Below are 22,093 nucleotides of genomic sequence, written 5' to 3' on the forward strand. Positions count from 1 at the left end.
CAAACTGGATTTTCCTGAACAGTACTTCGAGGTGACGGCAGCTCCAAGCGTCTATCGCCGCCCTGCACTTCAGATCGACAGGCCTATATTCGGTCGTCCCATGGTCCGTCGTGCACTGCCGCGAGGTAACGGGACATCGTCGAAGCCCGAAGCCGAATGTGCTCGATCGCCTGCTGCGGCGTCACAGCCAGGAAACCGACATGGTCGCGTGGGCGCAGCTGAACGAAGGCGTCCAGATCGCAATCCAGCACCGTGGCGATCTTGGGATATCCTCCGGTCGTCTGGTGGTCGGCCAGCAGAATGGTGGGAACACCGTCTCCGGCCACCTGCACCGAACCCCGCACGATCGCTTCCGATGGCATGTCCAGCGCGACGCTTGGCGCAAGCGACGGACCTTGGAGGCGTACGCCCATGCGGTCATAGGCGTCGCTCAGGCGGAAAGGCGACGAAAGGAAATTCGACAAGGTTTCTTTCGAGAAGAACCGATCCTGCGGACCGACCACCACACGCAGCTCGGATCGCGGTCTTGCAATGACCGGACATGTGATCGGACCATGTCGATCATCCCGCACGTCCGGATCGCCTATAGTGAGCGTCTGTCCGGCTGTAAGGCGCCCGCCGCCGAGGCCGGAGAGGCTGTGCGTCGACATGCTGCCCAGCCAGGTCTTCGCCTCGATATGACCGGCGAAGGCCAGATACGTCCAGCTTCCCCAGTGTCCCGGACGGATCGCCAGCCGCTCCCCGGCCCTCAAGGTGGCGACCATCCATGCGCCGCGCTTGTCGCCGGAATGCTCTACGATGAAGCCTCCTCCGGCGACGGCGAATGTAACGTCCCCCGACAGGCCGTCGAGAACCAGGCCGCCCATGGAGATTTCGATTGCCGGCTGACCGGCAGGATTGCCGACGGCGGCGTTGGCGGCTGCAAACGAGGTCCTGTCCATCGGACCGGAGGCCGGAACGCCATACCGCATCAATCCGTGACGTCCTTCGTCCTGGATAGCGACGTGAGGACCCGCGAAGTTGATCGCAAGGACAGCTTCGCTCATGCTGGGCTCCTCGCGTCGAATTCGGCCCTCGACATGCGGCGGAAACGCACCGCGTCGCCGACGTCGAAAAGGAACGGACGGTCGTTGGACGCAGCGTCGAGGATCTTCGTCGGCGAGCGGCCGATGATCCACCAGCCGGTCGGCATGGTGAGCGTGCTCACCAGGCACTGCGGGCCGGCGATCAGCACGCTTCCGGCGGCGATGCCGCGAATAGGCGCCGGCTTCCTCGGCTGCTGAATGGCTTTGGGCACGCCTGCGAGGTAAGCGTATCCTGGAGCGAAGCCGTACATGAAGACGCTGTAGTCGCCGGAGAGATGGGCGGATATAACGTCTTCTGGCGACAATCCGCTTGCCTCGGCGACCGCGGCAAGATCGGGCGCAAGATCAGGATCGTAGCAGACTTCGATTTCGCGCATCGCTCCAATCGTCTCTGGAACCTCAGCCGTCAGAAGGCCGACAATGGCCGCTTCCGTCGTCCGGTGATCGGCCACGAGCGGATCGAAGCATACGAGAATGCTGGCATAGGCCGGAACGGCTTCGACGAATCCTTCAAAAGGTGCGGCCTTCAAGGCGGCATCCAGCTTGACGACCTGATCGTGGATCCGCTTATCGATGGTCGCGCCGAATTCGACGAGCACCGCGTGGCCGCCCACGGGACGGTAGTTCGGAACGCTGCCGGACGCTGCGGACGGGTCCTGTGACAAATCAGCCGGCGCCTTCGATCAGAATGAAATCCGCATCCGCTGCCCGCGCGCAGGTCCCATAGGCGTCAGAATCGGTGACGGTAACCTGGGCGATAAGATAGCCTTTGGCCATCACCTGTTTTCCTTTGTCGGCTGGAGGAATGGTGCCACCTCGATGCCTGCCTTTTGCAATTCCTGGCGCACGTGGACGGCCATGGCGAGCGCTCCTGGGCTGTCCCCGTGAACGCAGATCGAGTGCGCATCGAGAGTGATCGGAACGCCGTCGACCGTCGGCATGAGGCCGCTGGACAGATACTCGATCAATCTCGAAGCTGCCTCCACGGGATCATCGATCATCGCTCCCGGCAAGTTGCGCGGAACGAGCCGACCCGTGGAGAGGTAGCCGCGGTCGGCAAAAATCTCGCTGAAGACGGTCATCCCGGTATCGCGGGCCGCATGTTCAAGCTCTGTCCCAGAGATCGCCAGTATGGCAAGTTCCGGCGACACCGCTCGGGTCGCACGGATGATGGCGTCGGCGACCGGCCGTTCGTCGGCCGCCCAATTGGCGAGTGCCCCGTGCGCCTTGATGTAACGGACTCGGGCGCCTGCCAGAGCTGCAGCTCCCATCAACGCCCCTATCTGGGTCGCCACAAGCTGCTCCACTTCCCGGATGCTCAACGGGATCAGGCGGCGTCCGAAACCTTCGCGATCTGCAAAGCCCGGATGAGCACCGGCGACGACACCCCGCTCGCTTGCAAGTCCAAGCGTCTCCACCATGGTCGCCGGATCTCCTGCGTGGCCGCCACATGCGATGTTCGCACTGGTGACGACGTCAAGGATCGCCTTGTCGTCGCCCATGCGCCAAGGTCCAAACGCCTCCCCCAGATCAGAATTGAGATCGATTTTCGTCATGATTCCCGTCAACCCTTCGCGCCGGTCGTCAGCTTCGTCGCATTGTGGAACGTCGAAGCCGAGGTGGAGCACACCTTTGCCCTGCGCGTCAAGAAAACGACGGCTGCTGGGCTGCTCATGGCGAGCTTATGTGGCGGTCTCGGGCCGCCTTTCGCGCGGGGCTTCGGTGGCAAGCTTACCATTGATCCGGCACAGATCGAATCCATCAGACGTGGGTTACTGCCAGGCGAAGAATCCTTAAATCGATTCCGATTTGAGGAATTATGCAGTAAGATCGGCGGCGTAATCGTCGAGCACGTCGTATTCTCTCAAGAGTCAGGTGACTTGATCGACCAGCAGCAGTGGCGCGCGCAGAATGTGGATGTGGAATGAACCTTGTCGACAGCACCGGCACGTCGGAATTTTCCGTTGCCGAAGAGCCTGGCATCTTCACTTGGGAATTGGCGACCGACAAGGTTTATGCGGATTCGGCGCTGGCAAACCTCTTTGGGCTTGATCCGGAACAGACCCTCACGGGGCTGCCGGTCATACGATACCTCGACCGGATTCACCCGGACGACAAGCCATCTGTGGCCAAGGCGATTTCAGAATCGGTGATCACAGGAAATCCGTATCGCTGTGATTATCGTGTATTTGATCGAAGCGGGCAAATAGTGGCGGTGGCTGCCTTCGGCCGCTGCTTCAGGGATGAAGCCGGAAACCCGTCGCAATATGCGGGCATCGTATTTCCGACGAATGATCACGTCCAGCAGGACGAATTATCTGCTCACTGCAGGGCGGCACTGAAAATTGCGCGGTCATCCGGCCTGCAGGCGACGGCCGATGCGCTTGAAGCGATTCTCAAGGAGCTTGCCAAGCCGATGCCATCGGACACCGTGCAGGTTCATTGATTCCTTCGGCGCACTGGTAGCTCTCAAAGCATGTCACGCTGAAGGGCGGCGTTGGCAATCAGGCTCTCACGTCCGTCACTGCCGTCTCACCTCCTGGATATGACCGGCAAATCCTGCAAGCAGCACGCCGAGCGGAAGACGCCGAACCAGCCTGGCTGCAATGAAGGTTGCACCGATCGCCGCGGCAAGTTTAAGCCAGGGATAGTCGCCGAGCTGGACATGGGCGCTTGCATCGACCGATGTCGCCTTGGCTTTAAGCGCCGCTTCTGCATCCTCGCGCAGCACGCCTATGCGGGCATTCAGCAGCCTGACTTCATGCTGCAGGGCGTTCAGGCTCTCGTCGGCCTTTTCACGAGGGGTCTGCTCTGTGGCATCGGCAAAGGGCGGATCGCCTTCCTCGATCAGTTCGTCGGGGTCAGGCGTAAGGCCGTGGCGGTTGATGGACGATTGCATCGACATGTCCTCGAATAGGTGAGCGAAGGAATTAAGGCCCGGCATTGCAGCCGGGCCTCCTGATATCAATGGTCGCGCCGGAAACCCTGGCGCTGGTGAGATCCGCCTTGCGATTGAGTTTGGGATTGGCCTTGGGATTGGCGATTGGTTTCGTCCGTTGACGTGGTGCCAGGGTCGGGGAAGGTATAGGCACGCACCTTGGCACTTCCATGCGCGGTGTCCCGCATTGCCACCGGGCGCGCATCGTCGAATGCGCTCTCGGACACGGCGAGGTCTTCCGAGGCTTTGCCGCCATGCGCCGATCCGGCAAAGCCGGTATTGGACGCGCCTTGCTGTCTGTCCTCCAACGACCAGAGATCTGCCCGCTCATCCATGTCGATGCTGCCTTCGTCGTCCAGAATATCGTGGACGGTCTCATAAAGTGCGTCATCGATATCATTGACCTGGACGAGGAAGCCGCCTCGCCGCAGCCCTTCTGCATAGACCGCACGATCCTCATCGGGGAAGAAGAAGTCTGCCAGCGCGTCGAAGAAGCCGCTGCGGTCGTCGCTCATGACGCCGGCATTTTTTCTGTCCGCCTCATATCCGGGCATCAGCCTTATTCTCGCAACCGGCACGCCCGCATCTTCAAGACGCGAGACGGCGGATTCGGCCTCCGATCGGCTGTCGAAGAATGCAGCAAGACTGCTGCCCCCCATCGGGCCTGAAAAGGCTGGGTTGGTATCGTTGTAAATGCTGCCCATTTGGCTCTCCTCTCGGTGTGCAGATCCAGCCGCCAATCCGAAGTCTGGCCAACCTCTGGCCGAAGTCTGGCTGACGTCTGGTTTCCTGACTTGAAGAACCGGTGGCTGAGTTGAATGTTCCACGGGAATTGCGATGCTCTGCCATGTCGCCTGCGGTTCCATAACGTCGTCTGCCATCAGATGCGCAGAGCCACAAATTGCGCCGGCTGCGAAATCCCTCAGCGGTTGACGTCAAACCTTCGAAACGCTAGCACGGCTTTGACGCACTGGGGACAATTCATATGGATATCTTTACGGCAGCCGGTCTGACGGCTTTGCTGCAGGTCATCGCTATCGACCTCGTTCTCGCCGGCGACAACGCCGTGGTTATCGGCCTTGCCGCTGCCGGCCTGGAGGCCACGCAACGCCGCAAGGCGATCATCGTCGGCATTTTGGCCGCGACCGTACTGCGTATTCTCTTTGCCAGCGTTGCAGTCTATCTGCTGGCGATCGTCGGTCTGCTACTGGCCGGCGGCCTGCTGCTGCTCTGGGTCTGCTGGAAGATGTGGCGTGAGCTTCGCGCCGGTCACGGCGAGAACCACGAAGCGGCGGGTGCCGAAGGCGCGCCGAGAAAGACCTTCTTGCAGGCGGCGACCCAGATCGTCATCGCCGACGTCTCGATGTCGCTCGACAACGTTCTGGCCGTTGCGGGGGCAGCGCGCGAACATCCGAGCGTGCTGGTCATCGGTCTTGCCCTGTCGATCGCGCTGATGGGCATCGCCGCAAACCTGATCGCCCGCTTGCTCAACAACCATCGCTGGATCGCCTATGTCGGTCTGCTGATCATCCTCTATGTCTCGCTCGACATGATCCACCGCGGCGCCGTCGAGGTTCTGCCTTATATGCAGTGACCCTGCACTCAGTGCCGGGGCTCAGGCCCTGGCTCTGCCCTCGATCTCGAAGCTCATCTGGTCATACGCCGGCACCACATGATCCGGCGTCTCAGCCATTACCGCGTCGTAATCGAGCGGCGTGTGCATATGGGTGAGGATCGCCTGTTTCGGCTTCAGCCGGCCAATCCAGTCGAGCGACTGTTCCAGCGACAGATGGCTCGGATGATAGCTATATTGCAGCGCGTCGATGATCAGCACCTCGAGATCTTTAAGCTTCTCGACAGTTTGCGGCGGGAAGTCACTGATATCGCTGCAATAAGCCACATCGCCGATACGGAAGCCGAGAGAGTGGATATCCCCGTGCTGCTGGATATGCGGATGAAACGGGATCGTGCCTCCGGGGCCGTGGATTTCCAGGGGTTCATCGAGATTTTCGATGACGATCGGCAGCACGATCGGCGGATAATTGCTGCCCGGCGGCGTCTCCAAACAATAGCCGAAGGCTTCCCGCAGCCTGTCCATCGTAAATTGGTCGGCAAAGATCGGCACCCGGCGGCGCGTATTGTGAAAATAGCCGCGCAAATCGTCGATGCCATGAATATGGTCGGCGTGCGGATGGGTGTAGAGCACCGCATCGACATGATCGACGCCTGCCTTGATCATTTGCTCGCGGAAATCCGGTCCGGTGTCGATGACGACGGTGGTCACTCCGCCATCCGGTGCGAATTGCTGCACCATGAAGGCGGCGCGCGTGCGCCGGTTCTTCGGGTTGTCGGGATTGCAGGCGCCCCAGTCGCCGGTGATGCGCGGCACGCCCGGTGACGACGAACAGCCGAGAATGGTGAAACGCCGCCGGTAGAGCACGCCGCTAGATCCTCGGCATCTTCGAGAACAGGCGGAAAGCGTTCTCCGTCGTAATCCGCGCGACCTCTTCATAGGAAAGGCCGATCGTATCGGCCAGCACCTCGGCCGTGTTAACGACATAGGACGGCTCATTGCGCTTGCCGCGCCAGCGCTTCGGCGCCAGATAGGGCGCGTCCGTTTCCACAAGCAGCCGCTCATGCGGGACCGTCTTGGCGATCTCTCGCAGCCCTTCCGATTTCGGGAAGGTCAAAATGCCGGAGAAGGAGATATATCCGCCGAGCGCCACGCCGATCTTGGCAAGTTCGGGGCCTGCCGAGAAGCAGTGCAGGATAAACGGGAAGGCCCCCTTCCCGCTTTCCTCGGTCAGGATCTCAGCCATGTCCTCGTCGGCGCTGCGGCTGTGGATGACGAGCGGCAGCTGAGTCTCGCGCGCTGCCGCAATATGGCGCCGAAAGCCGGTCTGCTGGTCCTCAGGCTTTTGCGTGTCATAGAAATAGTCGAGACCGGCCTCGCCGATCGCCACCACCTTCTGATGGGCATTGGCGAGTCGCACCAGCTCTTCCGTCTGGATTTCCAGTTCTTCGTCGGCATTGTTCGGATGCGTGCCCACGGAGCAAAATACCGAGGGATATTTCTCCGTGATGGCAAGCAGCGTCTCGAGCTTGCGCACCCGCGTCGAGATCGTCACCATCTGTGCAACACCAGCCGAATGCGCACGCGCGACGATCTCGTCCCGCTCCGCCTCGAAGTCGGCGAAATCAAGATGGCAATGCGTATCGATCAGCACGGCCTCAAGCCTCCGGAGCCACGTAGCGCGGGAAGACCGGCGTCGGCGCTTCGAGGGCCGTTCCGGCAACCAGACGGCCGGCTTCGCCGAGGGCGGCAAAATCGCGCTTGTCTGCAGCTGCCGCGACAAGATCGAGCAGCTTGGCCGAGGATTCAGGCATGAAGGGCTGAAGCAGGATGGCGATCTGGCGCACGACTTCGGCGGTCACGTAAAGCACCGTGCCCATACGCTCCGGATCGGTCTTTTTCAGCGCCCACGGCGCCTGGCCGGCGAAATAACGATCGGTCTCGGAAACGACCGAAATGATCGAGGCGAGCGCCCGGTGGATCTGCTGCTTGCCCATGTCCTCGCGGGTCGAGGCGTGCAGCGCGTCGACCTCAGCCAGCATCGCTCTGTCCTCGTCGCTGAGCGCGCCGCATTGCGGGATCTTGCCGTCGCAATTCTTGACGATCATCGACAGCGACCGGCTGGCGAGATTGCCGATGCCGTTGGCGAGGTCGGAGTTGATGCGGGTGCCGATCGCCTCTTCGCTATAGCTGCCGTCCTGGCCGAAGGAGACTTCGCGCAGGAAGAAGTAACGCACCTGGTCGAGGCCGAAATGGTTCACCAGATTGACCGGGTCGACGACGTTGCCGAGCGACTTCGACATCTTCTCGCCCTTGTTGAGCAGGAAGCCGTGGGCAAAGACCCGCTTTGGCAGCGGCAGCTTCGCCGACATCAGAAAGGCCGGCCAGTAGACGGCGTGGAAGCGGATGATGTCCTTGCCGATGACGTGCACGTCGGCCGGCCAGTATTTCGCCCGCGGGCCGTTCCTGTCCTCGATATAGCCGGTCGCGGTGATGTAGTTGGTCAGCGCGTCGACCCAGACATACATCACATGGGCGGGATCGTTCGGCACCTTGATGCCCCAATCGAAGGTCGTGCGCGAGACCGAGAGGTCCTTGAGACCCGACTTGACGAAGGAGATCACCTCGTTGCGGCGCTCGGCCGGGCCGATGAAATCGGGGTTTTCCTCGTAATGCGCAAGCAGCTTCTCCTGATATTCGGAGAGCTTGAAGAAATAGCTTGCCTCTTCCACCCACTCGACAGCCGTGCCCTGCGGCCCGTAGCGCACGCCGTCGGCGCGCAGCTCCGTCTCGTTTTCCTGGTAATAGGCCTCGTCACGCACCGAATACCAGCCGGCATAGCTGTCCTTGTAGATGTCGCCATTGTCGGCCATCATCTTCCAGATATTGCGCGACGTTTCGTGATGACGCTCCTGCGTGGTGCGGATGAAATCATCGTTAGAAGCGTTGAGGAGCGTCGCCATCGCCTGGAATTCGCCGGAGTTGCGGTCGGCGAGCGCCTGCGCTGTGATGCCCTCGGCGCGCGCCGTCTGCTGCATCTTCTGGCCGTGTTCGTCGGTGCCGGTCAGGAAAAACACATCCTTGCCGTCGAGGCGCTGGTAACGCGCCATCGCATCGGTCGCGATCAGCTCATAGGCATGACCGATATGCGGCTTGCCATTGGGGTAGGAAATCGCGGTGGTGATGTAGAAGGGTGTCTTGTCTGTCATGGCGGCCAATGTCCGGCTAACTCTATAAAAATGGTCAGCCGCTCTTAGCGCATGTCACCGTCAAGCGAAACCTCAACTTTCCAGTTGCCGATGTTTTCCGGGACGACGGGGGCATGAACTTGACTCAGCTTCTCACCCAATCTACCCGTCATGAGACAGAGGGCGGGACAAGAACGAAGTGCCAGTTTTCATTTGCCGGGTTTGTGGTGGCCGCGCGCCGTCAGGGGCGCTTGTTTGACATTCGAGCCGCTCTATTCGCTGTCAGGTCTGTTCGTGGGCGCGCTCGTCGGCATCACCGGCGTTGGTGGCGGTTCGCTGATGACGCCCCTGCTGGTGCTGCTCTTCGGCGTCCATCCCGCCACCGCCGTTGGCACCGATCTTCTTTATGCGGCGATCACCAAGACGGCAGGTACGGCCGTTCACGGCATGCACGGGCGCGTCAACTGGAAGATCGTCGGCAGCCTCGCAGCCGGCAGCCTGCCGGCCGCCCTGCTGATGTTGTGGCTGCTGGCCGGCGTCGATCGCAAAAGCATCGGCGTGACCAATACCATCACCACCGCGCTCGGCTGGCTTCTGGTCATGACCGCGATCATGCTGGTCTTCCGTGGCCCGATCCTCGAATTGGCGCGCCGCGCCATCGGCGATCGCACGCCGCCGAAGCCGACGACCATCCTCGTCCTCACCGTCGTTCTCGGATCCGTTCTCGGCGTCCTCGTCACCTTGACCTCGGTCGGCGCCGGCGCGTTGGGGGTGACGATCCTGCTGATCCTTTATCCCAGGCTCGATGTGCGCGAGATCGTCGGTTCCGATATCGTCCATGCGGTACCGCTGACCTTGATCGGCGGCACGGGCTATTGGCTGATCGGCGAGATCGACTGGCCGATGCTGCTTGCCCTGTTGATCGGCTCCATCCCCGGCATCATCATCGGAAGCCTTCTGGCGCCGAGGCTGCACGAACGCACCATCCGCATCGTCCTTGCCGCCACCCTTGCCGTCGTCGCATTAAAGCTGCTGACCGGCTGACGATGCATGTCGCCCAAAAGTGTGCAGCGGTTTTGGGATAACGACATGCATAAATCAGAGAATTAAAGCGCTTTCGCGCTTTAAACGCCCGGCTGCTTGATATCGGCGAGAATGCTGATGATCGTCTGCTTGCGGTCGAGATTGTAGCCATCTGAAATGGTGAGCCGCTCGGTGATCTCGGAATAGAGCCGCGCCAGCCGCTCTGCCGCGGCGATCTGCCCCGCGCCTGCCGCCGCGCGCGCGCGGTTCATGATGTCGTCGCCGACATGGCTGACGAAGAAATCGAAGATCGTGTCGCTTTCCCGACCCGAAAGTGCGTCGGCCAGCCGATGCATCGCCTTGCGAGCCGTCGGCCCTTCGGCGGCAAGCATCTCGTCATAGGCGGCGATGATGTCGCCGCCGCCATAGTTCAACAGTTTCAGCGCCTCGCCGACGCTGCCTTTGGCGGCCGAAAGCACCGTTCCGCCCTCGCCTGATATGCCGAGATGGGCAAGGGCCGCGACGAGTGCTTCGTCGGCAAGCGGCGCCAGTTTCAGCGGCAGGCACCGCGAGCGGATCGTCGGCAGCAGCCGTCCCGGCGCGTGCGAGAGCACCAGGAACAGCGCCCGCTTCGGCGGTTCTTCCAGGATCTTCAGGATGGCGTTGGCTGCATTGCGGTTCATGTCGTCGGCAGGATCAATGATGACGATCCGCCAGTTGCCGGTGCCAGACGTCTGCGAGAAGAACTTGCCGGCGCGGCGCACCTCGTCGACGGTGATTGCCGATTTCACCTTGCCGGTCTTTTCGTCTACCGGCCGGGCAAGGTGCAGCAGGTTATGCGAGGCCCCGGAGGCGATCTGCCGGCTGACGGGAGAGGCAGGATCGGGATCGCCGATCATCTCCGCCGCTGTCTCGGGATCGGGATGCGAGAGCACGTGATTGGCGAAACGGAAGGCGAGCGTCGCCTTGCCGATGCCTTCCGGCCCCTCGATCAGGATGGCGTGATGGCCCTTGCCGGACCGGTAGGACTGCGCAAGGAACGCCTCCGCCTCTTCATGGCCGAACAGTCTGGTATTTTCCCCCGGCCAGATGGCGCCGTCGAGGAGTCCGGGCCTTTCCTCACTCATGATGGGCGGCTTCCGGCATTCGCAAACGGCCTGCGGGCGACAGCAGCTGTTTGACGATAGCCAGGATCTCGGCGGCGATCGCCTCCTCCGTCTGCATGGCGTTGACCACGTGGCAGCGCTCGGGCTCGCGGGCGGCGATATCGAGAAAGGCCTCGCGCCGTTTCTCGTGCGTTTCAAGCCGCTCTTTTTCGAAGCGATCGGGACCGTCAGCGGCAGCGCGCTTCTGCGCCCGCTCCAGCCCGACCCTGGCGGGGATATCGAGGATCACGGTACAATCCGGCATGACGCCGTTGATGGCGATACGCTGCAGCGTCTCGATGAAATCGGGCTCGAGATTGCCGGTGATGCCCTGGTAAACGCGGGAGGAATCCATGAAGCGGTCGCAGAGCACGACCTTGCCTGATGCAAGGGCTGGCCGGATCACCTCTTCGACATGGTCGTTGCGTGCCGCCGCAAAGAGGATCGCCTCCATCCGCGTGCCGAAGGCCTCGGCAGCGCCCGACAGCAGCACGTGGCGCACGGCCTCGGCACCCGGCGAACCGCCGGGTTCGCGCGTCACCAGCACGTCGTGACCTTCGCCCTTCAGCGCCTCGGCGAGGCGACGGATTTGCGTGGATTTCCCAGCGCCTTCCCCGCCTTCAAACGTAACGAATAATCCCGCACCGGATGACAATGACAACTTCCCGCATTCCAGGCGCCGCACGCGCCCCGCTCCTTCTATCTATCCGAAGATATCATGGAGGAAAACCTTTCGCCGCGGCGACATATTCACCTTTCCCGGCAAATTGCATTGGAAACCGAATGTTCAGCCGGGCGCGGACTTGTCCCAGAGCCAGGAGAAGAACAGCGATTCGCCGAGTTCCAGCATGGCGTCGACCGCCCGGCTGCTGAGCGAGCCCTCGCCGACTGCCTGCACCGTATAAAGCGGCACCTCCCTGAGCAGCCGGCTGCCGGCGAAAATCCTCAGCGTGCCCGCCTGGGTATCCGGCATGACCGGCGCCGTCAGCGGCCAGTGATAGATGATGCGCGCCGACAGCCGGTCGGGATTGCTGATCGGAATATAGACGCTGACCGGCGCCTTGGCGACGAGATCGACGGTGCGCGACGTGCCACCATAGACGCTGGCGGCACCGATCACTTCCTTCTCGGCGAAGATCTGCCGGTTCTCGAAGGCCGTCAGTCCCCACTCGAGCACCCGCTTGGTCTCCTCCGTCCGCTCCTTGTCGGAGGCGATGCCTGCGAGTGCCAGAAACAGCCGCCTGCCGTCGCGCTCGACCGAAGCGACGATCGAATAGCCCTCGCCCTCGGTAAAACCGGTTGCCAGCCCGTCGGCGCCGAGATCAAGCCCGAGCAGCGGGTTGCGGTTACGCTGGAAGATCTTGTTCCACTCGAAATCCGGTTGCGCAAAATAGGGATAGAGATTCGGATAGGATTGCTGAAGGGCGGCAGCGAGCGTCACCATCTCGCGTGCGGTCACCTTGCTCTTGCCATCGGGAAGGCCGGTGGAATTGCCGAACTCGGCCTTCTCCATGCCGAGTTCGCGGGCACGCCGCGTCATCGACGCGGCAAATTGCTGCTCGCTTCCTGCCATGCCCTCGGCGAGGATGATGCAGCTATCATTGGCGCCCTGGATGGCGACGCCCTTGATCAGGTCCTCGACGCGCACGTGTGATTTGAGGCTGGCAAACATCGTTGCCGTCCGCGACGGCGCGCCGCCCGTCCGCCAGGCATATTCGGATACGGGATATTCGGTATCGAGCGTGATCTGGCCCTTGGTCACCGCCTCGAAAACCAGATCCATCGTCATCAGCTTGGCGAGCGAAGCCGGCGAAAAGCCCTGGTCCTCGTTCTTGGCGAGAAGCACCGTGCCGGTGGCGGCCTCGATCATATAGGCCTGCGCCGCCTTGGTGGCGAAGCCGGAGGCACCGCCATCGGCTGCAAAGGCGCCGGTGGCGAACGGCATCAGGCATGCAAGCAGGCGAAGCACGGGCTTCAGCATCGCAATTTCCATTGATCGAGCGGCGTATTTCAGGAGGTTAGAACGCGAGGAAATCCGATGCAATTGCCAGTTCAGCGCGCGGCGAACTTTGCCTGATGACGCTTGGCCGCGGCAAGGATGGACTCTTGCGTCAGCCCGTCATTGCGCACCATCACCGCATCGAAGGCGAGATCGACGGTCACCGTCTTCACCTCTTCGTTCTGATAGCCGAGCGCCAGCGAATTCTCGGGCCGCTCGTAGGGCATCGGACCGATCTCCGGCAGCACGACCAACTGGTCCATCGCCTGAGCGCCATTGTTGAACGACGGCGCTGATGGCGCCACCAGAACATGGGCAGCCGGTGCCGCATTGTAGCGTGCGCTCGGCGTCGAACCGGCATAAGAGGTCGCCGACATCGGCACCGGCACGTTGGCCGGCGTCTCGTAGTCTTCCGAACTCTGCAACTGGTCGCGGGTGATCTTGCGGCTGTTGGAGGCGACCATCACGCCGGTTGCGATCTGCCCTTCCGGATTGACGCCGGGAATGCGGCTGCCCTTCGGCGAATATGAGGCCATCAGATAGGGCATGTCGTGGCCGTCCATGCGGGCGCGGCCGACATATTGCACGCGCACCTTACCGGTGCCGCTGTGCTGCAGGTCGAGCATGTCGGCCGTCTTGTTGGAAAGATCGATGATGCGGCCCTCGTGATAGGGGCCGCGATCGTTGACACGCACGATGACCGAGGAACCGCTTTCGAGATTGGTAACGCGCGCATAGCTCGGCAGCGGGAAGGTCGGATGGGCAGCGGAAAGATGCATCTGGTCGTAGACTTCGCCATTCGCCGTCAAGCGCCCGTGAAAGGCCGAACCATACCAGGAGGCGACGCCGACCTTGTTATAGGCGAAGTCTTCCTTCGGATAATACCACTTGCCCTTCACCTCGTAAGGGTTGCCGACGAGGTAGCGGCCGCCGCCCTTGGGGATGTTGTTGCCGGTGGCGACCCGCGGGCTCGCCTTGACGCCATATTCGGATTCAGAGAAATATTCTTTGCCGTGGGCTTTTTTCTTCGGCACCGCCTGCGTCGTGCCACACGCCGCAACCGTCGCACACATCGCCGAGATCGCCAGCCACCGTGCTGTCGTTGCGAAAGACGCCGCCCCGTATTCCAGTTTCATGTGCCCCACGCCGCTCAAAGATCGTTATGGTTAAGGAACCTTGCCCTATCTTGGGCCAACAACGCCTTATTCCCGCCCGCCTAATGAGGCTTTAATCTTGCTAGGTTCGTGGCAATTTTACGAACAATTTCGCGGCGATAGCGACAATTCTAATGATTATGGTTTACAAATTACTAACGCGAACCCTCCCTGCCCACCATTCCATCGCCGTAATGGGGCCAGAAATGAACGTGCCGATCCGGGGCATATGGTGAACATCCCGGCGCTTCCGAACGCCCCAACAGCTCCATATTGAAACAAGGCCTGTGCGTACTTGACGAGCGGCAGCGGGTCGGCGCGGCACCACCTTGCCTATCCCCGTGATATGACGCTATGCACTCTCGACGCCGGTTGGGGGACGTAGGAATGGGCCGAATTTTCAAAAACTTGATGTTGCTGGTGGTGATGACCGGCTCATCGGCCGTCGGCGCCGCCGCGGAGGATTTCCCCGCCTATTGGCGCAAGACGATGACCAACGATCCCCAGACGAATTTTTATCTTGCTGAGGCCCTGAAACCCTTACCGAACAAGAATGCCGAAACTATCAAGGTGGTCCGGCTGTCACTGATCGCCGGCAACCTATGCCTCGGCGCCGCCGTCGATAGGAGAACAGGCGAAGCCTTTCTGCAGCGGGCCGGATATAACCGCCTTCGTGGAAAGACGTGGGACGAAGCCGTCTTCCTCGCCGACGATTGGTTCAAATATTTCAACTACCGCTCCCTCGCCCATCTCTGCGCCGGCATCGACTATATTTTCGGGCCTGAGGGAAAACTGGTGCGCAATCTGGTAAAGCCCGGCAAGGGTGAGCCGAAGGGATCCTACGATCCCCAAAATCCCTACCTGCGGCTTCCGCCCTTGCGCAAGCCGAATGGGTAAGCAGCGTCGCCGATTGGATGCGATGTAACGCAGATCGCGTGTTTGACGCTTCCTTCGGTATGGGAACGAATTGTCCGCCGCGGGCTTTGAAGGTGTAGACCTTTGGAGGATCACCATGCACGATGAAACCGTGACGCAGCTCGACAGGGTCAGCCAGCAGTTGCATGCCCGATCTCGCGCGCTTTCCCAGCCGAATAAAGACAACGACATCGCAATCCTGATGTCGGCACTCGCCGTGACGATGGAGGCGGTTCGATCTCTCGGCGAGGATATGAACCAACTCAACGGCCCGAAGGGCCTTGGATCTGACGGAAGCTAGATGTTTGATCTCATGTCTCCGGCGCAATTTGCAGAGAGCTTGCGCCGGGAACGAGATACGCGCGAAGCGCTCATCTTCAGTATGGATGGAAACGGTGGGCACACCACCTATGCCGCCGGTGAACGATACCGAATCGACTTCGCCTTTTCCAAGGCTTCGATCGTATCCTCGACGCTGAGGAGGACGGTGGTCTCCATAGAACTGAGCGCGCCTCCTGCGCCGATCGCAAGTGCGACGGCCGCCATCGATACGTTATCAGGCGCCTCCCACAGATTCCAACCATCGTGCTCGCCGAAGGCGTACCAGAACCCATGCAGCTTTCCGCCGACGGATTCCATGTAACTGCGTGCCGCCTCTCGGCGATCCTCAGGGTTTTCGATCATTCGCGCCCAGGTTTCGGGCGTGTAGCTGAAGCGTGTGAGATACATGGCCATGGCTTGTTTCCTCCGCCAGAACGATACAGTTAACGCTCAAGCCTTGGAGAACGCGAGTCATTTCCAATATGCGGAACAGGCCGCTCCGCCTGTTCCGTTTCGCAAAGAGGCGGAGACTGAGAACGTGTCTCGCGAATGAGGGACGGGATGTCGCCTTGTATTCATTGAGGACGTAATATCTACGGGAACAGCGCTAGTGGACGCCTACCGGATGGCCAGAAAGCCCATCCCATTACGAATCCGCGTATTTCTTGGCCGTAGCCCGAAGCCGGTCGCTGTAGTCATAGATCTGGTCAAGACTATCCACGATTAGCCGCTCCTCACTCTCCCCGTCGAATAGACCGACGTATTTGACCGATCGATTGAACCAAAGTCGAGCGAGCGGTTTGCGGTTATTGTTGTCGATCAAGATACCGCAGTAGGACTTTTGGTCTCGCATGATTACGCGCTTCGAAGAGATGGTATCGCGGACAATAGCCTTCACGATCATATAGCCCTCGCGTTCTTCTTCTGTCGTCACGACATCAGGCTCCTCCTCGACGGGCGTATCGATCTTCTCGATTACCTCCTCAGTGTCAGCGAGGGCACTGGAAAGCCTACTCTTTACGGTGTCCATAATGACTTCACGAAAGGCTGTCCTAACAACGCCGGTCAGCATCTCTTTGACCTGTGCGGTCATTCGGCCCTCGTAGACGCCGCCAGAAACGGTGCGCACAAAATCATCGGTCGGCTCTTCGATCAGCTTGGAGATTACCTGCTTAATACCGGAGGTGTATTTCAGGCGCTCGGCCGTCGCCAGGATCGCCGCAACATCAAATGCGGACTTCTCGAATTTTCGTAGTCCGGTGACTATGCCAGCACTGAAATCTGTCACGTCAAAAACAAAAAATTGCCTGGTGTCGAGCTTATTGGGAGCGTCGAGGTCGGTGTAAAAATTGAATGTCCGTCCATTAGTTAGAATTGCGAATTTCGCGTTGGTTACGCTGAAATATCGGTAAAGCTGATCGAGATGTTTCTTGTCGAGTGACACTGAGATCGGCTTGCATTCGATCAGGATGCGGATCTCGTTATCGATCTTGATCGCATAGTCGACCTTCTCGCCCTTTTTCCCGACGGCATCGGCGGTGAACTCCGGCACGACCTCAGTTGGATCAAAGACATCGTAGCCCAAGGACCGAAGGAAAGGCAGCACGACGGCTGTCTTTACGGCCTCTTCTGTGGCCATTGTGCTTGAATGCGATTTCACGCGCTCAGATATCGCGCGCAGGCTTTCTTCTATCGTGCTCATGATTCCCCCAACCGTTATAAAAGGAAGAGTTGCTGAACTACGAATTCCAGTCAATCCAGCATTGCGGGGCAAATGACGAATTGACATGTGCGCGATCGGGTGGCTATCGACAAAAAGCTTTCCCGCTACTGCTAGATCTCCACAAGATGCAGAAGACACGGACTTTAATGGACGAGGATTGAAAACGTTCGGTATCTTTTTGCAGCGTCAGCGCTTTATTTCAGATCCCCTGTTACAAACGACGGCAGCGAAAAGGATCGGTGTGCTTGCCCTCGCTCATTAGAGGGGGCGCCACGTCGCAGTGCACAATGGCCTCTGGAGCCAGGGATGCCGGCAAATGCTGCAGAGCAAGTTGACGCTGCTTTCAAAGCTGCTAGAAAGCCAGCCATCGAATGATTGGGTAGCAAATCGGCAGCAACGGCCGGTTCACAGACATCAACAGAATGTTGGTGTCTCGACCTTTTCAATCAGATGGAAGAGTGTCCGAGTGGTTTAAGGAACCGGTCTTGAAAACCGGCGTGCGGGAAACCGTACCGTGGGTTCGAATCCCACCTCTTCCGCCACATCACATTGAGTTTGTTGAGTAATTTCCGATTTCTGCCCGGAAACTACAGCTTATCATAACGGCAGGTTCCATCTCAGTGGCATCGCGGCGATGTGGTAGGGCTTCCGTTTTGCTGTCGCCCCGATGATCGACTGGACGGATCGGCATTGAAGCTGGAGCCCTCAGAGCGCGTGTCGTACTCCTCGTCGTCCCGTGGTTATTGCCGCCTCCCTCATCTAGCCCTAATTCAGCACCCCCTAATCCTTGCGAAAATTCACGAGGCGCATAAATTCAATCTATCAGATGGCTTTTGCTGGTGACCACGGATGTACTGGCACCGTGCTGACGCAATCAAAGAAGGGTCGGCGCGAGCATTCGCCCGGCCCTTCTTTTATGCAAGACCGTTCTGTGGCTACTGTCGATAATGCCCATCCCTGCCCGACGCCCGTTCATCTCATGGCAGCGGAACTCGTGAAGGCCGAAGGCGCGCTGTGGGGCGCCAACGTTGGTGTCCGTGGCACTGCCGACTAAAAATCGAAGTACACGGTCACACCTGACCGACGACGATAGGGGTAATCGTCTCGATAGCCGTAATAGTCGCGGCTGCCGTAATACCGCGGACGATAGCACGAGCCGTAATACCGGCAGTCGCGGTAAGCGTATCGCTGTTTCTTCCAGTGGCCATACGCATGTCCATTATCGTGGCGACGGTGTTTGATCTGCTCGACGTCGGGGGTATGTATATGTACTGCGTTCGGCACGACGATCGGCGCGGCGCTTAGCGGCAGGGCGAAAGATGCAGCCAATACCGTGGCTGCAAGTGAGGCAAAAAGCATCTTCATCGGCGCATCCTTTCTGGCTGCGATTCTGGGTTAATCCGCATTAACCTGCGATGAACATCTGCGCGCTCCAGAATAACCGCCGGCGCCGCTGGTATGGTCGGTCATTCCTTCAGGATTCATAAGCCCGACACCTTCGAATGCGTTCGCAAGTTCTGCTCCAAACACAAGAGGGGCTGGAAGGGACTGCAAAGCCCTAGTTCTTGAGTCGATCATGCCCGCCGCGAGCATCCAGGGACGGACGGCCTTCCGATTGAGAGGGGATGAAGAGGCTCGATAAGCAATCAGCCTTCGCAACGCGTCGCTTGAAAATCTCTGCATCCCCGCTTAGATCAGCCTGCGTTGCCAGGCACAGGCGTGTTGAGCAGCTGCTGCTCCCACAGGTACGCGATACCGCTACCAGCGGCATGCTGCTTGAGCACCTCCGTCAACTCTGCGGCGTGCTCGGTCCGGGCCCAGTCGCGCTGCCATTCGGACGCCAACGCCAGCCAGGTCATCATGTTCGCGCCGGCCGCGGTCATGCGCTGGATGGCGACCTCATGGGCTTCGACCGAAGTCCCTCCCGATGCGTCAGCGATAACAGTCACATCCCAGCCTTCGCCGAGCGCCTGGATCACCGGCATTGCGACGCAGACCTCGGTCCACAGGCCGGCGATGATCAGCTGCTTGCGGCCGGTCGCCTTGACTGCGTCCACGACCTTCCGATCCTCCCAGGTATTGATGAACGTCCGGTCGATCACCTCCCGGCCGGGGAACACATCGGTGATTTGCGGAAAGATCAGACCGCCCCGATCGGCGATCACGCTCGTCAGGATGGTGGGGACACCGAAGGCCTTGGCGGCCTTCGCCAGGGCGGTCGAGTTGTTGACCATTGCGTGCGGATCGTGGCTGTTCAGGTTCGCGAGCTGGTATGGCTGGTGGTCGATCAGAACGAGTACCGAATCTTCGGGGCGAAGAAGCGAAGCAAGGCCATTACGAAAGGTCATTATTACATCCCTTGCTGCCGCCCACGAGCGGCATTGGTTTTGCGGGAGACATGAGCCGGGGGCGGCGTTGCCTGGAAGCAGTATTGCCGTTCCTATTCGAGATGCGGTAGCACCCTCCTATGGCAAGCTGTGTCGCGGAAAGGGGAACGCTATATGGACATCGAAGAACTGCAGACCTTCGTCGAAGTGGCTGATGCCGGGGGTGTTTCGCCAGCTGCGCTCCGGCTCGGCGTCTCCAAGTCAATCGTCAGTCGGCGGCTCTTCCGGCTTGAAGCGGAACTTGGTGTCCAGCTTCTTGCACGGACCACCCGGGGCGCCGCTCTCACGGAAGCAGGGGCCACGTTCCGAGATTATGCCGCGAGAGTCTGCGCCGAGATCGACGTGGCCAGGGAAACGATCCTACCCGCCGGTGACCTTCGCGGCCGCTTGCGAGTTGCCGTGCCACTTTCCTTCGGCCAGAGTCACTTCGCGCCTATCCTCGCGGAAATGGCGCGCCGCCACCCCCAGCTCCACATCCATACCTGCTACAGTGATCGCTTCGTCGATCTCATCACAGAGGGTTATGATTGTGCGATCCGGGTTGGCTATCTTCAGGACTCCAACTTGATCGCAAGACGCGTCGGACCGATCTATGGGAAGCTCGTCGCGAGCCCGGACTACATCAAGGTGCATGGGTCGCCCGAGACGCCGGAGGAACTCGTCGCTCATGAGGCCCTCATGCAGGGCACCGAAGCCTGGCAACTCATGGATGGCGACAAGATCATCACGGTTCGTCCGCAGGGGCGATTTAAGGCCGACAACGGCCCTGCTCTGGTCGCTGCCGCGGCAGCAGGACTAGGGATCGCTTACCTGCCTGATTGCCTTACCCATGAATTTATAGCCTCCGGCGCGCTTGTGCCGGTCATGACGCATTATCCACCACCCCCGGCGGCTGCATATGTCATCCGCCCGCCAGGTCAGCATCCTGCACGGAAGATACGGGTCCTCACCGAATTGCTGATTGAGTATTGCGAACCGGCTCCGCACCTCGCGCCTGCTCCTTTCCGTTGACAACGAGATGATATACAGGCTGAAGCAGGACGCGACCGCCATTAACTTAAGAATGGGGTCGGGCGGCAGATTGACGTCACGTCGCTGCCACGAGATCACGTGGCCGTCCTCTGGTCGGCGTCGCGAAGACGTCCCGGTGTCGTTCCTGGCGGGGATGAAGTCTGGTGTTATCCTTGCGGGAAACAGCGCGCGTCCTCAGCGCCGTCACTCAGATAGGCAGATAAGCAGGACGCGGCCGACCTCAGTCGATGATTCGCCGGGCAGCCCTCACGAGAAGTACGCGTATATCAGGACGCCAATAGAACCCCAGAAGATAAGCGGCGTCAGTATCATCCCCGCAACGATTATTTTAGTCATAGCAAAAACTCCGAACACCTCCGCACATGGCGCAGGAAGCTATCGCATTAACCGAGAGTCGCTATGGGCATGAAGTCCGGGATGGATCGGACCTTGGTCTGAGCTGCGCTCGCGCGGGCTAGCCGAAAGCGTTCAGCCGCTCGATGAAGCGCCCCTTCTGAGCGTGGCGTTCACGGATCGAATGTAGGCGGCGGGTGAAATCGGCAGTGCCGCCATTTTGTTCGGCGATCGTCTTCAGGTCGGCGAGCAGGCTGGCGGCGTTGTCATAGCCGGAGGCGTTGCGGCGCTCGATCTCGGTCTCAATCTCGCGCCAGACTGCATCGCCCCGTTGGATGATCGCGTTGAGCCGCGCGCGGCGGGCGCGGGCCTCTTCTGCCTCCCGCTTTTTTCGTTCCGCCGCCAGCTGCTCCTTTTCCTTGCGCTCGCGGATATGGCGAATCTCGCCGGCATGGGCTTGCAGTTCCGCAACCGTGGGCGGGGCGGCGGCCGGTTTGGCTGTGGAGGCCGCAGCGAAGAAGCTGCGGGCGCTTTTCTGCAACTCGCTTGCCACATACGGATCGCCCTCGATCAGACGGACGAGCATCATCGTCTTCTCTTTGTCGGGCAAGGCGGCGACAAAGCTTTGGACGGCATCCGATGCTTTGGAGCCGGCCAATGTCGTCTCGGCCGCGCGTTCGGCGGCCGCGGCAACGAGGTCGGCATCGAGACCGAAGAATTGCGCGAAGGCTTCAAGCGCATCGGTCATCGGGCCTAGCCCCGGCAGTGGCGCCACCTCCTCCGGCCCGAGCGTCCCCGCCTGAACAGCCATCAGCCACAAGAGATAGAAAAGCCTGAGATCACCGCTCAGCACCGCCGCGCGCAATGGCGCCAGCGCCGTGAGCCAGCCCGGCCCCTCTTCCCAATCAGCGTCGGATTCCACTTCCTCGCATATTATGTCGAGGATCAGGTTTTCGCCTGAGGTCGTGAGATCGGCGCCATCGACCGCGCTGAGAAATCCGTCGAGGCGTTGCTGGTCGACAAGCCGCTTTGGCAAGCGGATCATCAGGCGCCTCGTACCCCAATTGGCGAGATAGAGGTGCAAGTCGAACCAGCGCTCCATGAGGTTGGCCGGGTCACCCTTGAAGTCGCCCCATTCGTAGGAATTGGTGAAGCTCGTGGAGGTGATCCGCGCCCGGGTCGATAGCTCCCGGAGAGAGTGGCGATCCGCGCCGCTGAGGGGGCGGTCGATCGTTTGGAATTCGTAATATTGATATTCGCTCATGGCCGTGGTGGTC

General features: G+C 60.3%; 24 protein-coding genes and 1 tRNA gene. 8 read left to right on the forward strand and 17 right to left on the reverse strand.

What is annotated here, in order from left to right; all coding sequences use genetic code 11:
* Positions 1 to 83 precede the first annotated feature (83 nt).
* The 3 genes from ACIPSK_RS15240 to ACIPSK_RS15250 form a co-directional block, all read right to left on the reverse strand.
* Positions 84 to 1,046: a 5-oxoprolinase subunit C family protein gene (locus tag ACIPSK_RS15240; protein WP_162117156.1), complete on the reverse strand. Its 963-nt coding sequence runs from the start codon at positions 1,044 to 1,046 to the stop codon at positions 84 to 86.
* A complete protein-coding gene (locus ACIPSK_RS15245; protein WP_168724792.1) occupies positions 1,043 to 1,750 on the reverse strand; it encodes a 5-oxoprolinase subunit B family protein in 708 nt (235 codons plus the stop codon). Before ACIPSK_RS15245 ends, ACIPSK_RS15240 begins: the two co-directional genes overlap by 4 nt.
* 111 nt (positions 1,751 to 1,861) lie before the next feature.
* Complete coding sequence (locus ACIPSK_RS15250) at positions 1,862 to 2,641, reverse strand: LamB/YcsF family protein (protein WP_162117155.1); 780 nt, start codon at positions 2,639 to 2,641, stop codon at positions 1,862 to 1,864.
* Between ACIPSK_RS15250 and ACIPSK_RS15255 the strand changes: the two genes are divergently transcribed.
* Both ACIPSK_RS15255 and ACIPSK_RS15260 read left to right on the forward strand, forming a co-directional pair.
* Positions 2,525 to 3,013, forward strand: a complete 489-nt coding sequence (locus ACIPSK_RS15255; RefSeq protein ID WP_162117032.1) for a hypothetical protein — start codon at positions 2,525 to 2,527, stop codon at positions 3,011 to 3,013. The two genes, ACIPSK_RS15250 and ACIPSK_RS15255, sit on opposite strands and share 117 nt — an antisense overlap.
* On the forward strand, positions 3,010 to 3,531 hold the full coding sequence (locus ACIPSK_RS15260; protein ID WP_162117154.1) for a PAS domain-containing protein: 522 nt from the start codon (positions 3,010 to 3,012) through the stop codon (positions 3,529 to 3,531). Before ACIPSK_RS15255 ends, ACIPSK_RS15260 begins: the two co-directional genes overlap by 4 nt.
* A gap of 75 nt (positions 3,532 to 3,606) precedes the next feature.
* Here ACIPSK_RS15260 and ACIPSK_RS15265 read toward each other — a convergent pair whose 3' ends face one another.
* Together ACIPSK_RS15265 and ACIPSK_RS15270 are read right to left on the reverse strand one after the other, a co-directional pair.
* Positions 3,607 to 3,984, reverse strand: coding sequence for a hypothetical protein (locus tag ACIPSK_RS15265; protein WP_162117153.1), 378 nt, complete (start codon positions 3,982 to 3,984; stop codon positions 3,607 to 3,609).
* 65 nt (positions 3,985 to 4,049) lie between these two features.
* Positions 4,050 to 4,727: a hypothetical protein gene (locus tag ACIPSK_RS15270; RefSeq protein ID WP_162117173.1), complete on the reverse strand. Its 678-nt coding sequence runs from the start codon at positions 4,725 to 4,727 to the stop codon at positions 4,050 to 4,052.
* 281 nt (positions 4,728 to 5,008) lie between these two features.
* Between ACIPSK_RS15270 and ACIPSK_RS15275 the strand changes: the two genes are divergently transcribed.
* Positions 5,009 to 5,617 (forward strand): TerC family protein, encoded by a 609-nt coding sequence (locus ACIPSK_RS15275; RefSeq protein ID WP_017964345.1) that lies wholly within the window; start codon positions 5,009 to 5,011, stop codon positions 5,615 to 5,617.
* A gap of 21 nt (positions 5,618 to 5,638) precedes the next feature.
* On the opposite strand, the gene ACIPSK_RS15280 is transcribed toward ACIPSK_RS15275, so the two are convergent.
* From ACIPSK_RS15280 to metG, 3 genes are read right to left on the reverse strand one after another with little or no spacing between them, the layout of a single operon-like run.
* Positions 5,639 to 6,463 (reverse strand): MBL fold metallo-hydrolase, encoded by an 825-nt coding sequence (locus ACIPSK_RS15280; protein WP_162117152.1) that lies wholly within the window; start codon positions 6,461 to 6,463, stop codon positions 5,639 to 5,641.
* 4 nt (positions 6,464 to 6,467) lie between these two features.
* Positions 6,468 to 7,250 carry a TatD family hydrolase gene (locus ACIPSK_RS15285; RefSeq protein ID WP_162117151.1) on the reverse strand — a complete coding sequence of 261 codons (783 nt, stop codon included), beginning with the start codon at positions 7,248 to 7,250 and terminating at the stop codon, positions 6,468 to 6,470.
* A gap of 4 nt (positions 7,251 to 7,254) precedes the next feature.
* Positions 7,255 to 8,805, reverse strand: coding sequence for a methionine--tRNA ligase (gene metG / locus ACIPSK_RS15290; RefSeq protein ID WP_162117150.1), 1,551 nt, complete (start codon positions 8,803 to 8,805; stop codon positions 7,255 to 7,257).
* A gap of 234 nt (positions 8,806 to 9,039) precedes the next feature.
* On the opposite strand from metG, the gene ACIPSK_RS15295 reads away from it, so the two are divergent.
* Complete coding sequence (locus tag ACIPSK_RS15295; protein ID WP_017964350.1) at positions 9,040 to 9,828, forward strand: sulfite exporter TauE/SafE family protein; 789 nt, start codon at positions 9,040 to 9,042, stop codon at positions 9,826 to 9,828.
* An 80-nt stretch (positions 9,829 to 9,908) separates the two neighbouring features.
* Here the strand turns inward: ACIPSK_RS15295 and ACIPSK_RS15300 are convergent, their stop codons facing one another.
* From ACIPSK_RS15300 to ACIPSK_RS15315, 4 genes are all read right to left on the reverse strand, one after another.
* Positions 9,909 to 10,934: a DNA polymerase III subunit delta' gene (locus tag ACIPSK_RS15300; RefSeq protein ID WP_162117149.1), complete on the reverse strand. Its 1,026-nt coding sequence runs from the start codon at positions 10,932 to 10,934 to the stop codon at positions 9,909 to 9,911.
* Positions 10,927 to 11,607: a dTMP kinase gene (gene tmk, locus ACIPSK_RS15305; RefSeq protein WP_162117148.1), complete on the reverse strand. Its 681-nt coding sequence runs from the start codon at positions 11,605 to 11,607 to the stop codon at positions 10,927 to 10,929. Before tmk ends, ACIPSK_RS15300 begins: the two co-directional genes overlap by 8 nt.
* 132 nt (positions 11,608 to 11,739) lie before the next feature.
* Positions 11,740 to 12,933, reverse strand: coding sequence for a D-alanyl-D-alanine carboxypeptidase family protein (locus ACIPSK_RS15310; RefSeq protein ID WP_162117147.1), 1,194 nt, complete (start codon positions 12,931 to 12,933; stop codon positions 11,740 to 11,742).
* 71 nt (positions 12,934 to 13,004) lie between these two features.
* Entirely contained in the window at positions 13,005 to 14,087 is a 1,083-nt protein-coding gene (locus ACIPSK_RS15315; RefSeq protein ID WP_162117146.1) for a septal ring lytic transglycosylase RlpA family protein, read from the reverse strand.
* 405 nt (positions 14,088 to 14,492) lie between these two features.
* Between ACIPSK_RS15315 and ACIPSK_RS15320 the strand changes: the two genes are divergently transcribed.
* On the forward strand, positions 14,493 to 15,002 hold the full coding sequence (locus tag ACIPSK_RS15320; protein WP_162117145.1) for a hypothetical protein: 510 nt from the start codon (positions 14,493 to 14,495) through the stop codon (positions 15,000 to 15,002).
* Between the two features lie 115 nt (positions 15,003 to 15,117).
* Positions 15,118 to 15,321, forward strand: coding sequence for a hypothetical protein (locus ACIPSK_RS15325; RefSeq protein WP_017964356.1), 204 nt, complete (start codon positions 15,118 to 15,120; stop codon positions 15,319 to 15,321).
* Positions 15,322 to 15,428: 107 nt separating this feature from the next.
* Here ACIPSK_RS15325 and ACIPSK_RS15330 read toward each other — a convergent pair whose 3' ends face one another.
* Positions 15,429 to 15,755 carry a GYD domain-containing protein gene (locus tag ACIPSK_RS15330; RefSeq protein ID WP_162117144.1) on the reverse strand — a complete coding sequence of 109 codons (327 nt, stop codon included), beginning with the start codon at positions 15,753 to 15,755 and terminating at the stop codon, positions 15,429 to 15,431.
* Positions 15,756 to 15,987: 232 nt separating this feature from the next.
* Positions 15,988 to 17,043, reverse strand: a complete 1,056-nt coding sequence (locus ACIPSK_RS15335) for a type I restriction endonuclease (RefSeq protein ID WP_162117143.1) — start codon at positions 17,041 to 17,043, stop codon at positions 15,988 to 15,990.
* A gap of 473 nt (positions 17,044 to 17,516) precedes the next feature.
* Between ACIPSK_RS15335 and ACIPSK_RS15340 the strand changes: the two genes are divergently transcribed.
* A tRNA-Ser gene (locus tag ACIPSK_RS15340) sits at positions 17,517 to 17,606 on the forward strand.
* Between the two features lie 508 nt (positions 17,607 to 18,114).
* Here the strand turns inward: ACIPSK_RS15340 and ACIPSK_RS15345 are convergent.
* Positions 18,115 to 18,429, reverse strand: a complete 315-nt coding sequence (locus tag ACIPSK_RS15345) for a hypothetical protein (protein WP_017964360.1) — start codon at positions 18,427 to 18,429, stop codon at positions 18,115 to 18,117.
* Between the two features lie 329 nt (positions 18,430 to 18,758).
* The gene (locus ACIPSK_RS15350) at positions 18,759 to 19,412 is read right to left on the reverse strand and encodes a hydrolase (RefSeq protein WP_162117142.1); all 654 of its coding nucleotides are present in this window, start codon (positions 19,410 to 19,412) and stop codon (positions 18,759 to 18,761) included.
* Positions 19,413 to 19,565: 153 nt separating this feature from the next.
* Here ACIPSK_RS15350 and ACIPSK_RS15355 point away from each other — a divergent pair, with 153 nt between their 5' ends.
* The gene (locus ACIPSK_RS15355) at positions 19,566 to 20,462 is read left to right on the forward strand and encodes a LysR family transcriptional regulator (RefSeq protein ID WP_017964362.1); all 897 of its coding nucleotides are present in this window, start codon (positions 19,566 to 19,568) and stop codon (positions 20,460 to 20,462) included.
* A 475-nt stretch (positions 20,463 to 20,937) separates the two neighbouring features.
* Here ACIPSK_RS15355 and ACIPSK_RS15360 read toward each other — a convergent pair whose 3' ends face one another.
* A complete protein-coding gene (locus tag ACIPSK_RS15360; RefSeq protein ID WP_162117141.1) occupies positions 20,938 to 22,080 on the reverse strand; it encodes a hypothetical protein in 1,143 nt (380 codons plus the stop codon).
* Positions 22,081 to 22,093: the final 13 nt, after the last annotated feature.

This window comes from Rhizobium sp. LARHSG275, from assembly GCF_052871115.1.